Raw genomic sequence first — 13,387 nt, 5'->3', positions numbered from 1 at the left:
GATTCGGAACACTCCGATTTTCGTTACGCGCACCGCGGTGATTTTATGGTCCCGTCGACGCGCGATGGTTAGAAACGATTGCGCGTCGACGCGGGTGCGGAGCGTGTCGATTTGTCCTGCGTATCTGACGACTATTCCTACAACAAACGAGATCAATCTAGTGAACCTCCGAATCATTCTCGCGGATGATCATCCATTCGTTCTGCTTGGCGTTAGAGCTATGCTCGAAACCAGATCCGGTGTCGCCATCGTCGGCCAGGCCGTCAACCCGACGTCGTTAATCAAACTGCTGCGGCGCACGCCATGTGACGTGCTGGTCACCGACCTGTCGATGCCTGATCCCGGCGCCGCGGTGGAAGACGAACTGAACCTGATCCGGCAGATCCATGCTGAGTGGCCGCGACTACGCATCGTCGTCATGTCGACGACGACCAACATTCTCGAAGACAACGTTCGCCTAAGCATCAATCCGATATCGTGGCGCGGACTCGGTGCGGCGTGTGCTGCGGCCATGACGGGCCTTCAGTCCGCGCCGGCGCCGTCGGTCGGCGTGCCGCGCATGCATGAAAGCATCACCGCGCCGCCGGACCGGGAGCGGGCTATCGCGAGCGGCCGCCTGATTCTCGTCGCTGAAGATCATCCGGTGAATCAGGAACTCATTCGCCATCAACTGGCGCTGCTCGGTTTCGCGTGCGACGTCGCGAACGACGGCGCCGAAGCGCTATCCGCGCTCGAACACACCAGTTACGGATGTCTGATCACGGACTGCCATATGCCCAACGTATCTGGCTATGAACTGACGCGGCGTATCCGTGAGCGCGAGCGCGAGCAAGGCCGCTCAGACCGTCTGCCGATTCTGGGCATCACCGCCAATACGGCGCCTGAAGATCTGAGCCTCTGCCGCGAGGCAGGCATGGACGACAACCTCGTCAAGCCGACGCGCCTCGCAACATTGCGTGAATACTTGAGCCGCTGGTTCAGCACTGGCAGCGCATGGCAGGCGGCACCCGCAGATAACGCTGATATCCAGGAGCCGACAGACTCGTCGGCCGCGGGAGCCTCGGCCTTCGTTCCGGTCGACCTGAATCAGATGACGCAATTGTGGGGCAGTGAATCGACGGTCAAGGCGTTGCTCGATTCGTTCGTTTCTTCAGTGCGCGAAGACATTCAGGCACTGTCGTTGTTACTGGAAGACGCGGACACGTTGCGCGTGCGCGAGTGGCTTCACCGGGTAGCAGGCGCGGCGAGCGTACTGCAATACCCTCCGCTCATCAGCGTGCTCGACGAATATCGCCGCGATATCTCGGGCGCGCCCGAGCGCGGGCGCCATAACGGACTCGCGGTGATCGACAAATGCAACGCGATGCTTGACGGCATCGAACACCAGGCGGCATTGCTCGCCTGAGCGCGGTCATTAGCTGGATCAACGCCCAAAGCAGTGCTGCTCGCAACCGCGCCGCAATCGACGGACGAAAAAAAACGCGGCCGAAGCCGCGTTAAAGATTTGGAGACATCCCTCGATGAAGGAGTCACTTCTCGCGAGCCCAAAGCATACTCGGGAAAACGCGGATGATTCAGTGCAGAATCTGCAAATAATTGTTTGGAAAATCGTTACAAGCGAAATCAACGGCGCGATTTAGACGCGTAGACCCGCGCGTCGTCCGCCATGAACGTCTTTCGAAGATTTGCACTAGTATGTGATGGCTTCGCTCGTGGCCGAGGTGTCGGCGCGGCGGCGCATCTAGTCGGAGAAGACCATGATTACGCTAAAAAAACTCAACCTGGCTGTGGTGTTGTGGGCCGTAACGGCGGGTGTCGCGTTCGCGGACACGGTCGCGCTAAAAGCGGCTCTCGAGCCTTCAAGCGAAGTGCCGCCGCGTGTAAGTCACGGACATGGCACGCTGAACGCAACGTTCGATACGTCGACGAAATCCCTGCAATGGACTGTCAGCTACGAAGGCCTCAGCGGCCCAGTAACTGCCGCGCATTTTCATGGCCCGGCGCCGGTCGGACAAAATGCAAAGGTCCAGGTGCCGATCGACAAAGGCGCGCTCGCAAGTCCAATGAAAGGGTCTGCCGCCCTCACCGAGCAGCAGGTAACCGATCTGATGGCGGGCCAGTGGTACTTCAACATTCATACCGCGCAAAATCCGACGGGTGAAATCCGCGGGCAAGTGATGCCCGCCAACTAGATCAGAGAATCCCTGAAGCGGCGCGTCGCCAACGCGTCGCCGCCGTCTTCAGCAAAATTAGAAGCCGCCGTCCACCGGCATGGCGGCCACGCACGTACCATGGTGGGACATTTCCCAGGGAGGATGTCCCAATGAGTTGGCAAAGCGTAGTCGCGTGCTGGATTTTGCGCAGGCAGTTTCGCCCTCAAACCCTGAAGCCGCATATCGATGTCGAGAAAGCGCGCGCATTGACCGCGAAGCGAGCCTGGTCGCCGGACGTGCCGCGTGGTTGGCGTCTTCGGGAACTGGACGGTGCGGACGGCAAACCGCTGCGTGGCGAATGGATCGAGCGCTCGGGTGAGCCGTCGATCGGCGCGCGACCCACGGTGCTGTATCTCCACGGCGGCGGCTACTACTTCTGCTCGCCGCGCACACATCGCTCGATTGTCTTCGGCCTCGCAACGCGCGCGAACGCGCCGGTCTTTTCGCTCGACTACCGCCTCGCGCCTGAACATCGCTTTCCGGCCGCACTCGACGATGCCACTGCCGCCTATCGTTACCTGATTGCCGAAGGCACGGCACCCGAATCGATTGTGATTGCCGGCGATTCAGCAGGCGGCGGTCTTGCGCTCGCTACGTTGGTCGCACTGCGCGACGCGGGCGATCCGCTGCCCGCAGGCGCCGTGCTGTTCTCACCGTGGACCGATCTCGCGGCAACAGGCGCCAGCATTGTCGACAACGACGGCGCCGATCCCATGTTCAGCGGCCCGGCAATTACGAAAGCAGCGAAAGTCTATCTGGGCGATATGCCTGCCACCCATCCGTATGCGTCGCCGGTTTATGCGGACCTGCGCGGCTTGCCGCCGCTCTTCATGATGGCCGGCAGCACCGAGGTGCTGCTCGACGATTCGCGGCGCGTGGCCGCTAACGCGCGCGCGGCCGGCGTCGATTGTGAGCTCGAGGTGTGGAAGAAGATGCCGCATGTGTGGCCGATCTTCGCGCCGTTCATCCCCGAGGCGAACCGGGCGCTCGATCGCGCAGCGGACTTCGTTGGACGCGTGACGAGCCGCGCGGCCAATGCGGCTCAGGTATCCAGGGTGACGTCGATAGTCTGATAGGCGGCCTTTACCGTCTGCTCGCCGTACTGCCGTTCGAGGCGCCGTACGGTGAAATGGCCATGTGCGACCTGCTGGAAGTGGTCGATAAACACAGTGTTGACCATCGCGCCGAGCACCGCGCCGATCGCCGGAATGGATTTCGCGGCGATCTGTTCGCTCACCTGCACCGAGAAGCGCGCGGCGATCGAGTGCAGCAGGCGCAGCAAGGCGGCCGAGCCGTGTGCGGTGAATCCTTTCGTTGCCATTTCCGACGACGCTTTCGACACCGCCTGCGCCAGCGCGCCGCGCATGATGAAGTAGCCGAAGTCGGCGTCGTCGTCCGAGGCGGATGTGCCGCCCATGCCCAACACGGTCAAACACTGCAGTTGGGTGTCAACTGCCGTCAGATCCTCGCCCTCGCTGCGCGCAATATCGCAGATCGAGCGGAACATCAGCGTGGTGGTCACGGGCAACTCGACGGGTAGCGCCAAGAGGCCGAATGCGCCGCCCGCTGCGCCGGTCGTAGCGACCGCGAACTTGTGCAGCAAGTTGCTCGGTTTGTCCGGCACAAGCAAGGGCGACGCGCTGTCACGCCGGCCGAGCGTGCGCATCGCAATCGACAGACATTTGCGCAACGCCAGTTCGGTCGCGTCCGTGACCTTTTCGTTCGCAAACGCCGGCATGCGCGAAATCAGCTTCTCCAGCGGCGCCCCGACGATGCTTGCCAGTTTCATTGCCAGCGCTGGACTTTCCAGCTCGTGTTTCGCGCGCCGCAGCGCGCGGAGGTCCTCGTCGGACAACGATTGTGTTGCGAGCGAACTCGGGTGCATGTGCCTCCCTGGCGTCATTTATGTGCATTCTTCAGTCGATTCGGGGCGCCGCCTGGCGCGCCGGATCGTCCTGCTTAGAGCGCGAACGCATGGTATGATTCCCAATCGTTTGACGAGTCAACTGTTGCTCCATCAAAAAATGGCCGTTCACACCGCAGCCCACCATTCGAGTGGGCAAGTCTTACCGTTCCGGGAATCGCTTCTGGCGATGCTCGGCATCTCGTTCGTCACCATGCTGGTCGCGCTCGACCAGACCGTGGTCGGCACCGCGCTGCCTACAATCGTCGCCGAACTCAAGGGTTTCGAGCTATACGCGTGGGTCGCGACGTCGTATCTGCTCACGTCGGTGATCACCGTGCCGATTTTCGGGCGCCTCGGCGACTATTACGGACGCAAGCCCTTCGTGATCGCGTCGATCATCGTGTTCACCGGCGCGTCCGTGTTGTGCGGCGTCGCGAACAACATGCTGTTTCTAGTTCTCGCTCGCGGCTTGCAGGGCATCGGCGGCGGCATGCTGGTGGGCACCGCCTTCGCGTGTATTGCCGATCTGTTTCCGGACTCCGTCGTGCGTCTGCGCTGGCAGGTGCTGATGAGTTCGGCATTCGGCATTGCCAATGCAATCGGTCCATCGCTTGGCGGCTTCCTGACGCAGTACTACGGTTGGCGCTCCGTCTTCTACGTAAATCTGCCGGTCGGCCTGCTGTCGCTGTTCTTTGTGTGGCGCTTCCTGCCGCATCTGCGACATGTGGAGCATGAAGGCAAGATGCGGCTCGACTGGCCCGGCGCCGTGCTGATCGCGGTGGCGCTCGGCTCGCTGCAACTGTTCGTCGAATTGCTGCCGAAGCATGGGCTCACATTGAGCGCATGCGCGTTGCTCGTGCTGAGCATCGCCTCGGCGTATGCACTGTGGCAATGGGAGAAACGCTGCCCGACAGCAATCCTTCCCGTCGACATGTTCCGCAATCCGAGTCTCGCCGCGCTATTTACATTGGCGGTGCTCGGCGGCTTCACGATGTTCTCGCTGCTCTTCTATGCGCCGCTGCTGTTCCAGGGCGGCTTTGGCATGTCGCCGAAGGAAGCGGGCCTCGTCATCACGCCACTCGTCGTGTTCATTACGATCGGCAGCATTACCAACGGGCGCGTCATTTCGCGCGTGCGCAATCCGAATCTGATGCTGTATGTCGGCTTCGCGCTGCTCGCGCTCGCGTGTCTGGGCGTGGTCGTCGCAACGCGTTCCATGCCGCAGTGGCTACTCATGTCGTTCATGGTGCTCGGCGGGCTCGGCCTCGGTTTCGTTATGCCGAACCTGACGATCTTCGCGCAGCAGACGGCCGGTCGCGAGCATCTCGGCATTGCAACCGCGCTGCTGCAATCGCTGCGGATGATCGGCGGCATGATCGGTACGGCGCTCACCGGCACGCTGGTCAGCCATATGTACGCGAGCGGCGTGCGCAGCGCACTCGACAGCGAGCGCGCATCGCAATGGTTCACGGACCTGGGCGATCCACAGATTCTGATCAATCACGAAGCACAGGCGCGCTTGCTGAGCGAACTCGCACAAGCCGGGCATAACGGCGCCATGCTTCTGGAAAGCGCGCGCGAAACGCTCGTCGCCGCAATTCATTTAGGTTTGGCGATGGCGGCCATCATCGCCGTGGTGTCGGTATGGCAAAGTCGCCGTGTTCCGCCGATCAAGCTTCAGCGCAAGCTGGAGCCGGTGATTCACGCCGACTGATTTCAGCTTTTGAGTTTCACTGAACCATCATGGAAGAACAGGACCGCATAGCCGTCATGCAGCAATTTGGACGCACGTACCGTACGTTCATGTCGGCGTTCGAGGCGCAAGTCGGCCACCCGCTGCCGCGCTGGCGCATCATGCTCGCGCTGCATGAGCAGGCGGGCGAGTCGTCGCAGAAGCGGCTTGTCGAACGTTTGCGGGTCGATCCTGGCGCATTGACCCGCCAGTTAAAAGCGCTCGAAGGATTGGGCTGGATTGCGCGCAGCATGGACTCGCGCGATAACCGCGTGACCAACGTACGCCTGACTGAAGCGGGCTTGTCCGCAACCGAAGCGAGCTTGCCGCGCCGCAACGCCTTTTTGCACGACACAATGGCCGCGCTGCCGGACGATGCGCTGAACGCGCTGTCCGGCGCGCTAAAAATGCTGGAGGCGAGGATTGGCGAAGTGGTGTCCGCGACTAACGCCGGAGAAACAGCCGGCGACGTCACTGCTGACGACCGCCAACCGCCCGTGAAGCAACGTGCTTGACGGTCGTCGATTGGCGCAGCGAGCAGGGCGCCAAGAGCACAAGCGGTGCGTCCCATCCCAACGCCGCTCGCCGCTCGCGAAACGCCAGAACAATCAGAAGAACGTTTCGATCACCTCGGTAACGCGATAAGCGGAGTCGAGCACCAGCACCTGGCGCCACTTATCAAAAGTCAGGCACGGGTGCGAGATGTCGAACGCGATCATGTCACCGACTTTCACATCGGCGCCCGCGGGAATCCGCAAGTACGCGTGCTGATCCATCAGGCCGAAAACCTCCCAGCCTTCGCTCGCCGCTATGTCGCGCGGCGCCGGATTGCCCGGCCGATAATGGCGGGCCGGTTCGGGCAGGCCCGCGTCGAATGCGGAGTCACGCTTGCCTAGACCGATGATTGCGCGATCCGGTTCGGGAATCGACTGCACATAGGCCCACAATTGCAAAGCAGGCAGCAAGCCTTCGCCCATTTTTTTCGCGACTGGATTGCGCGCGAAGATATCCGTCTGCGCCTTGCGGTAAATGCCGACGTCATGTGTCAGATAGCAGCCGGGACGCAGCACGACCTCGACCTTGCCGGTTTCCGACGCCTTCACGAATTCCTCGGCGACCACGTCGTACCATGCGGAACCCGCGCCCGACAGGATAGCCGGCGTGCGATCGAAACGTCCTTCGTCGAGGAGCGCGCGTGTGACCGCGACCGCGCTTTGCAGAAACTCGCGGACTTCGTGTTCTTCCTTCAGCACGCCTTCGTATAGCTCAACGCCGGCGAGCTTGAGCACGTCGGGATAACGCGCGATTGCTTCGAGCACCGCGTTGCGCTGCGCTTCGTCGCGAACGCCAGTGCGGCCGCCCACGACGCCGAGTTCGAGCAGCACTTGCAATGGCTTTTTCACCGACGTGAAGAACTGCCCCAACTGCTCGACGCCATCGACTGAATCGACAAGGCAAAAGAACTCGAAGTCCGGGTCGCTCAGCAGCTCGGCGACCATCATCATGTTGCGGCGCCCAACCAGCTGATTTGCCATCAGCACGCGCGAGACGCCGCCGTGATAAGCCGCGCGAACCTGATGCGCGGTGGCGAGCGTGATGCCCCACGCGCCGGTTTCCAGCTGACGACGAAACAGTTGCGGCGCCATGGTCGTCTTGCCGTGCGGCGCGAGCTTGACGCCGTATTCGGCAACGAACGCCTGCATCCAGTTCAAATTGTGCTCGACGCGATCGGCGTAAAGCACAGCGGCGGGCAGGCTCACGTCTTCGTTCAGCAGATTCCACTCGAGACGCGCAGCATCTGTGAGCTGGATGCTGGCGCCCGGAACCATGCCCAAGCCCTTGCTATAGGGATCAATCGTAGCGCCCTGATAGTTTGTAACTTTCATGTCTCCTGCTCCATCGTCCGGTTAAATTGCATCGAAGTTGACTTTAACATGTTACCGAAAGTACGATGGGCGAAGAAATGTTATTTAGTACCAAGCTAGGCCCGCACTCGCGCTGTGTTTTACCTGCAGCCATCGCGAGCCTTGGCGCGGTGATCCCCGGGCTGCAATGAACTCAACCGCCGAACCGCTGGCATTCGATATCGTCGCGCGCATCGCCGAATGCGCGCCGGGGTTGCGTTCGGCTGAACGCAAGGTCGCCTCGCTGATCCTCGACGATCTGATGAGCGCATCGCGCGCCAGCATCGGCGCGCTCGCGCAGCAGGCGCAGGTGAGCGTCGCGACAGTCACGCGGTTTGCCAAGGCGGTGGGCTGCCGCGACGTCCGCGAGTTGAAGCTGCGGCTCGCGCAGGCGGCCGCGGTGGGTCAGCGCTTTCTACAGCCGGGCACCCCGAACGACGCGCCCGAGCACGTCGCAACCCGCGTGTTCGACGAACTGCAGACTGCGCTCGCGCACAATCATCAACTGTTGCGCCAGGCGCCGCTTGGGGGCGCCGCAGCAGCGCTGCGGGCCGCGCGCATGATCTATGTGTTCGGCATGGGCGGCGGCTCGACCGCGCTCGCCGACGAAATGCGTTTTAGACTGGTGCGGTTGGGCCGGCCCGCGGCCACTTATCAGGACGGCTTGTTGCAGCGCATGGTCGCGAGCACTGTGTCGCGCGACAGCGTCGTGATCGCGCTGTCCACCACGGGCCGCGTGCCGGAGATGGTGGAGAACTGCAAAATCGCGCGCAGCTATGGCGCAACGGTGATCGCACTGACCGCCCCGGCATCGCCGTTGGCGAAGCTGGCCGACTGGGTCATCCCGATCGTCGCGTTTGAGACAGACTTCATTTACAAGCCGTCGTCGTCGCGTTACGCAATGATGATGGCACTCGATGTGCTCGTCACCGAACTTGCCGTCAGCCAGGGTGACGAGAGCCGCGAATTGCTACGCCGCATGAAGCACGCGCTCGACACGCACCGCGGCGGCGGCGATCGACAACCGTTAGGAGACTGATTCATGCACTCGCATCCCGAAGCCGCCGACACGCTGATCGTCGGCGCGCAACTGTATGACGGCACAGGCGCGCCGCCTGTCGAGCGCGACGTCGCGGTCCGCGACGGGCGCATCGTCGCGATCGGCAATCTGTCGAACTGGCTCGCCGAAGAAGTGATCGAGGCCGAAGGCCGGGCGCTGGCGCCGGGTTTCATCGACGTTCATACGCACGACGACACGCACGTGATCCGCTCGCCGCAAATGCTGCCGAAGATCACGCAAGGCGTGACGACGGTGATCGTCGGCAATTGCGGTATTAGCGCGTCGCCGGTTGCGCTGAAGGGCGATCCACCCGACCCGATGAATCTGCTCGGCGAGCGCGACGCGTTCCAGTACCCAAGCTTCGCGGACTACGTGAAAGCCGTGAATGCGGCGCGTCCGGCCGTGAATGTCGGCGCGTTGATCGGGCACACCGCGTTGCGCAACAACCAGATGGACCGGCTCGACCGCGCGGCCTCGCCGCAAGAGATCGAGGGCATGCGCGCGCAACTCGAAGAAGCGCTGGCCAACGGCGCGCTCGGGCTGAGTTCGGGACTCGCCTACGGCTCCGCGTTCGCCGCGCCGACCGAAGAAGTCATGGCGCTTGCCGAACCGCTCGCCGCCGCCGGCGCGCTGTACACCACGCATATGCGCACGGAGTTCGACGCGATTCTCGACGCGATGGACGAGGCGTATCGCGTGGGCCGTCACGCGCACGTGCCGGTGATCATCTCGCATCTGAAATGCGCGGGGCCGTCGAACTGGGGACGCAGCACCGAAGTGCTGAACTCGCTCGAAGGCGCGCGACGCATGCAGCCTATCGGTTGCGATTGCTATCCGTACAACCGCAGTTCGTCGACGCTCGACCTGAAGCAGGTCACCGGCGACATCGACATCACGATTACGTGGTCGGAACCGCATCCGGAAATGGCCGGCAAGCTCGTCAAAGAGATTGCGGCCGAGTGGGGCGTCACGCAGCAGGAAGCGGGCAAGCGCCTGCAACCCGCGGGCGCGGTCTATCACAACATGTCCGAGGAAGACGTGCGGCGCATCCTGTCGCATCCCGCGACAATGGTCGGCTCGGACGGCTTGCCGAACGATCCGCTGCCGCATCCGCGCTTGTGGGGCGCGTTTCCGCGCGTGCTCGGCCATTACGCGCGCGACGCCGGTTTGCTGCCGCTCGAAGAAGCGGTGCGCAAGATGACGAGTCTGTCGGCGCGGCGCTTCGGCCTCGCGCAACGTGGCGAGGTGCACATTGGCTATCACGCCGACCTCGTGCTGTTCGACCCGGCTAAGGTGCGCGACGCGGCGACGTTCGAAAAGCCGCAACAGGCGGCCGACGGCATCGACGCAGTATGGGTGAACGGCGTGCTGACTTACCGCAACGGCGAAGTGACGGGCGAGCGCGCCGGACACTTCGTCGCGCGCGGCGCGGCGTCGAAAGGCGATGCGCAGGGCGCATTCTGATTATCCGATCGAACGATCTACCATGGCGCGCGCCGCAACGAGCACGCGCGCCCGACTTTTAAGGAGCATGACGATGAAGCGATATGGCGTTGAAGGCGGGAAGGGAACGGGCGGTCAGCATATGCCGTTTGCGCGTGCAGTCGAAGCGGACGGCTGGCTGTTCGTTTCCGGGCAAACGCCGATGGAAAACGGCGAAGTGATCAACGGCGGAATTGTCGAGCAATCGCACAAGGCGATCCAGAACGTATTCGCGATTCTGAAGGAAGCGGGCTACGGCGCCGAGCATGTGGTCCGCTGCGGCGTGTGGCTCGACGATCCGCGCGACTTCGCGTCGTTCAACAAGGTGTTCCGCGAATACTTCGGCGACAATCCGCCGGCGCGCGCATGTGTCGTTTCGTCGATGGTGATCGACTGCAAGGTCGAAGTGGATTGCGTCGCATACAAGAAGCCGACGGCTTGAAGCATCAGGTTTGCCGCGGGCGCGTGACTGAGAACCCGCGGCGATAGCGTGCTTGCTTACTGACGCGCGAGCCGCATGTTGTCCGGCATCGGCAGGTTGTAGTTGGTGCGGAACGGGTTGATATCCAGCCCGCCGCGCCGCGTATAACGCGCATAGACCGCGAGCTTGACCGGCTTGCATGCCTTCAGCACATCGATAAAGATTTTCTCGACGCACTGCTCGTGAAAACCCGTGTGATTACGGTACGAGATGATGTAGCGCAGCAAGCCCGCGTGATCGATCTGCGGGCCGACGTAGTGAATCTGCACGCTGCCCCAATCCGGTTGGCCGGTCACCGGACAATTCGACTTCAACAAGTTCGAAAACAGCGTCTCCTCGACAGGCGCTTCGTCTAACGCCGCTTTCAGCAGCGAGGCGTCAGGGTGGTAGACGTCCGTGTCCAGGTCCAGCCGGTCGAGCGACATGCCCTCGAATTCTTCCATCTGCAATTTGCCGAAATCGTGCGGCGCAGTCAGATGAACCGAAACGGTCGCGCCGCAAGACGCCGATACGTCGCGCTTGATCGTGTCGCGCACCACGTCGATCGACTCAAACGCGGTCTGCGCGAACGAGCCGAGATAAAGCTTGAACGACTTCGACTCGACGATGTTCGGCGACTCGGCGGGCACGAAGAAGGTCGCCACCGCGATTTGCGGTTTGCCGCGCTGATTCAGCCACGACAATTCATACGCGTTCCAGATGTCCGTGCCGAAGAACGGCAGTTGCGCGCCAATGCCGATCGCGTCGCGTGCGTTGCTGCGCGCAATCGGAAAGAGCAGCGAGGCGTCGTACTGTTCGGTGTAAGTGGAAGCCTTACCCAGCGGTGATTGTTCGGGTGTCATGATGCATTCACGATGCCACTCAGCACGTGCCCGGTCGCCGTCACGACGCGGGCCGATTCGCAATGGCCAATTTGGTCGTCGAAGAAAAAGTCCGGCTCGAACTCGCGCAAAAATGCGCTCTTGTCGAGGCCGCCGAGGAACATCGCTTCGTCGATTTCGATGTTCCAGGCCATCAGGGTTCGGATCGCGCGCTCGTGCGCGGGCGCCGAGCGGGCCGTCACCAATGCCGTACGAATATGCATGGGCGCGGCTTGATCCGCGAGTTTTTGCAGCCGGTGAAGCGCTTCGAGCAAGGGTTTGAGCGGCCCGTCGGCGAGCGGCAAATCCTTATTGTGCGTCTCATGGCCGACGAACGCCCGCAGGCCGTCCTTCTGAAAGACGCGCTCGGCTTCGTCGGAAAATAGAACCGCGTCGCCGTCGAAAGCAATGCGGATTTCGTCCGGATACTTACTCGCCATTTTCGCCGATTCCGGCAGGACGCGTGCAGCCGGGAAACCTGCGGCCAGCGCATCGCGCACGTCGTCCTGATTAGCTGAGAGAAACAGCGACGCGTTCAAGGGCTTCAGATATCCGAACGGCGCACGGCCGCGCGTGAACACGCCGCGCTCGATAGCGAGCCCATGTTCGCGGCACGAATGAAATGCGCGCAGTCCGCTGATTGGATCGCTGCGCGACAGGATCACCACTTCCACATGATGACCGCCCGTGTTCAACGCCAGCAGCTTGCGGATCAGAGGAAACGCGACGCCGGGTTTGGCGGGCACCGTCAGCCGGTCGCGCTGCAGCGCTTCATACGTCTGTAGGTCGCCTTCTTCGTACACGCGGTTCTCTTCTTCGAAATCGAAGAGTGCGCGCGACGATATCGCCACTACCAGTTTGTCGACAAGCGAGAGAGCCATGTGCGCGTTTCAATCCAGAAGGTCAGGCAAGAAACAGCCGATACACCGGATTGTGCGTCTCTTCCCAATGCGGATAACCGAGCGTGGCGAGGAAGCGCTCGAACTCCGCGTTGTCCGTCTGCGGCACCTGGATGCCGACGAGAATCGAGCTATAGTCCGCGCCCTGATTACGGTAGTGGAAAAGGCTGATGTTCCAGTCAGGCGCCATCGACGAAAGAAACTTCATCAGCGCGCCCGGCCGTTCGGGAAACTCGAAGCGGAATAGCCGTTCGTCGTGCGCGAGCGGCGAGCGGCCGCCGACCATGTAACGGATATGCTGCTTCGAGAGCTCATCGAACGTCAGATCGACGGTGGCAAAATTGTGCGCCTCGAAGGCACCCGCAATCTGCGCCGATTCGCTGCGGTTCCGGATCTGCACGCCCACGAAAATGTGCGCGGACTCGGCCTGCGCGATCCGGTAATTGAATTCCGTGACGCTGCGCGTGCCCACTAGTTCGCAAAAGCGCCTGAAGCTGCCGCGCTCCTCGGGAATCGTCACCGCGAACACCGCCTCGCGCGCCTCGCCCACTTCCGCGCGCTCGGCCACGAAACGCATGCGGTCGAAGTTCATGTTCGCACCCGACGTGATCGCGATCAGCGTCTGGTTCTCGATCCCTTCGCGCTCCGCATACTGTTTTGCGCCCGCCACAGCGAGCGAGCCCGCCGGTTCGAGCACGCTGCGGGTGTCCTGAAAGACGTCCTTGATCGCGGCGCACAGCGCGTCAGTGTTCACGAGCAGCACGTCGTCCAGATATTCGCTGCACAGGCGGAAGGTTTCTTCGCCGACGAGCTTCACCGCGGTGCCGTCGGAGAACAGGCCGACCTCGTT

General features: G+C 62.2%; 12 protein-coding genes and 2 pseudogenes. 9 read left to right on the top strand and 5 right to left on the bottom strand.

What is annotated here, in order from left to right:
- Window positions 1-64 precede the first annotated feature (64 nt).
- The 4 genes and pseudogenes from H281_RS37560 to H281_RS0109815 all read left to right on the top strand — a co-directional run.
- Window positions 65-376, top strand: a pseudogene (locus H281_RS37560) (response regulator); the annotation flags it as partial.
- Window positions 377-424: 48 nt separating this feature from the next.
- Window positions 425-1,405, top strand: a pseudogene (locus H281_RS0109830) (response regulator); the annotation flags it as partial.
- 352 nt (window positions 1,406-1,757) lie between these two features.
- Entirely contained in the window at window positions 1,758-2,192 is a 435-nt protein-coding gene (locus tag H281_RS0109820) for a CHRD domain-containing protein (RefSeq protein ID WP_020066936.1), read from the top strand.
- Between the two features lie 131 nt (window positions 2,193-2,323).
- Window positions 2,324-3,286 (top strand): alpha/beta hydrolase, encoded by a 963-nt coding sequence (locus tag H281_RS0109815; protein ID WP_020066935.1) that lies wholly within the window; start codon window positions 2,324-2,326, stop codon window positions 3,284-3,286.
- On the opposite strand, the gene H281_RS0109810 is transcribed toward H281_RS0109815, so the two are convergent.
- Window positions 3,256-4,098: an EcsC family protein gene (locus H281_RS0109810; protein ID WP_020066934.1), complete on the bottom strand. Its 843-nt coding sequence runs from the start codon at window positions 4,096-4,098 to the stop codon at window positions 3,256-3,258. The two genes, H281_RS0109815 and H281_RS0109810, sit on opposite strands and share 31 nt — an antisense overlap.
- A gap of 139 nt (window positions 4,099-4,237) precedes the next feature.
- Between H281_RS0109810 and H281_RS0109805 the strand changes: the two genes are divergently transcribed.
- Window positions 4,238-5,833 carry an MDR family MFS transporter gene (locus H281_RS0109805; protein WP_027804455.1) on the top strand — a complete coding sequence of 532 codons (1,596 nt, stop codon included), beginning with the start codon at window positions 4,238-4,240 and terminating at the stop codon, window positions 5,831-5,833.
- Between the two features lie 29 nt (window positions 5,834-5,862).
- Complete coding sequence (locus tag H281_RS0109800) at window positions 5,863-6,366, top strand: MarR family winged helix-turn-helix transcriptional regulator (RefSeq protein ID WP_020066931.1); 504 nt, start codon at window positions 5,863-5,865, stop codon at window positions 6,364-6,366.
- Window positions 6,367-6,459: 93 nt separating this feature from the next.
- On the opposite strand, the gene H281_RS0109795 is transcribed toward H281_RS0109800, so the two are convergent.
- A complete protein-coding gene (locus H281_RS0109795) occupies window positions 6,460-7,737 on the bottom strand; it encodes an amino acid deaminase (RefSeq protein ID WP_020066930.1) in 1,278 nt (425 codons plus the stop codon).
- A 166-nt stretch (window positions 7,738-7,903) separates the two neighbouring features.
- On the opposite strand from H281_RS0109795, the gene H281_RS0109790 reads away from it, so the two are divergent.
- The 3 genes from H281_RS0109790 to H281_RS0109780 all read left to right on the top strand — a co-directional run bounded on the left by H281_RS0109790 (window position 7,904) and on the right by H281_RS0109780 (window position 10,739).
- Window positions 7,904-8,794 (top strand): MurR/RpiR family transcriptional regulator, encoded by an 891-nt coding sequence (locus H281_RS0109790; RefSeq protein ID WP_020066929.1) that lies wholly within the window; start codon window positions 7,904-7,906, stop codon window positions 8,792-8,794.
- Window positions 8,795-8,797: 3 nt separating this feature from the next.
- On the top strand, window positions 8,798-10,279 hold the full coding sequence (locus H281_RS0109785; protein ID WP_020066928.1) for an N-acyl-D-amino-acid deacylase family protein: 1,482 nt from the start codon (window positions 8,798-8,800) through the stop codon (window positions 10,277-10,279).
- Window positions 10,280-10,352: 73 nt separating this feature from the next.
- Window positions 10,353-10,739: a RidA family protein gene (locus H281_RS0109780; RefSeq protein WP_020066927.1), complete on the top strand. Its 387-nt coding sequence runs from the start codon at window positions 10,353-10,355 to the stop codon at window positions 10,737-10,739.
- 56 nt (window positions 10,740-10,795) lie between these two features.
- Here the strand turns inward: H281_RS0109780 and queF are convergent, their stop codons facing one another.
- The 3 genes from queF to ilvA all read right to left on the bottom strand — a co-directional run.
- Window positions 10,796-11,620: an NADPH-dependent 7-cyano-7-deazaguanine reductase QueF gene (gene queF / locus H281_RS0109775; protein ID WP_020066926.1), complete on the bottom strand. Its 825-nt coding sequence runs from the start codon at window positions 11,618-11,620 to the stop codon at window positions 10,796-10,798.
- Window positions 11,617-12,519 carry a 5'-nucleotidase gene (locus tag H281_RS0109770; RefSeq protein WP_020066925.1) on the bottom strand — a complete coding sequence of 301 codons (903 nt, stop codon included), beginning with the start codon at window positions 12,517-12,519 and terminating at the stop codon, window positions 11,617-11,619. Before H281_RS0109770 ends, queF begins: the two co-directional genes overlap by 4 nt.
- A gap of 22 nt (window positions 12,520-12,541) precedes the next feature.
- Window positions 12,542-13,387 (bottom strand): threonine ammonia-lyase, biosynthetic (gene ilvA, locus H281_RS0109765; RefSeq protein ID WP_020066924.1); only part of this gene is annotated, 846 nt, incomplete at its 5' end.

Source organism: Paraburkholderia caledonica (assembly GCF_000383275.1).
GTDB lineage: Bacteria > Pseudomonadota > Gammaproteobacteria > Burkholderiales > Burkholderiaceae > Paraburkholderia > Paraburkholderia caledonica.
Note: the sequence above shows the minus strand (reverse complement) of the source record. Positions and strands in the feature narration are given on the sequence as shown.

Coding starts and splice junctions, on each gene's coding strand:
- H281_RS0109780 (WP_020066927.1), top strand. CDS start 10,353: ATGAAGCGATATGGCGTTGAAGGCGGGAAGGGAACGGGCGGTCAGCAT.
- H281_RS0109790 (WP_020066929.1), top strand. CDS start 7,904: ATGAACTCAACCGCCGAACCGCTGGCATTCGATATCGTCGCGCGCATC.
- queF (WP_020066926.1), bottom strand. CDS start 11,620: ATGACACCCGAACAATCACCGCTGGGTAAGGCTTCCACTTACACCGAA.
- H281_RS0109770 (WP_020066925.1), bottom strand. CDS start 12,519: ATGGCTCTCTCGCTTGTCGACAAACTGGTAGTGGCGATATCGTCGCGC.
- H281_RS0109810 (WP_020066934.1), bottom strand. CDS start 4,098: ATGCACCCGAGTTCGCTCGCAACACAATCGTTGTCCGACGAGGACCTC.
- H281_RS0109800 (WP_020066931.1), top strand. CDS start 5,863: ATGGAAGAACAGGACCGCATAGCCGTCATGCAGCAATTTGGACGCACG.
- H281_RS0109815 (WP_020066935.1), top strand. CDS start 2,324: ATGAGTTGGCAAAGCGTAGTCGCGTGCTGGATTTTGCGCAGGCAGTTT.
- H281_RS0109820 (WP_020066936.1), top strand. CDS start 1,758: ATGATTACGCTAAAAAAACTCAACCTGGCTGTGGTGTTGTGGGCCGTA.
- H281_RS0109795 (WP_020066930.1), bottom strand. CDS start 7,737: ATGAAAGTTACAAACTATCAGGGCGCTACGATTGATCCCTATAGCAAG.
- H281_RS0109805 (WP_027804455.1), top strand. CDS start 4,238: ATGGCCGTTCACACCGCAGCCCACCATTCGAGTGGGCAAGTCTTACCG.
- H281_RS0109785 (WP_020066928.1), top strand. CDS start 8,798: ATGCACTCGCATCCCGAAGCCGCCGACACGCTGATCGTCGGCGCGCAA.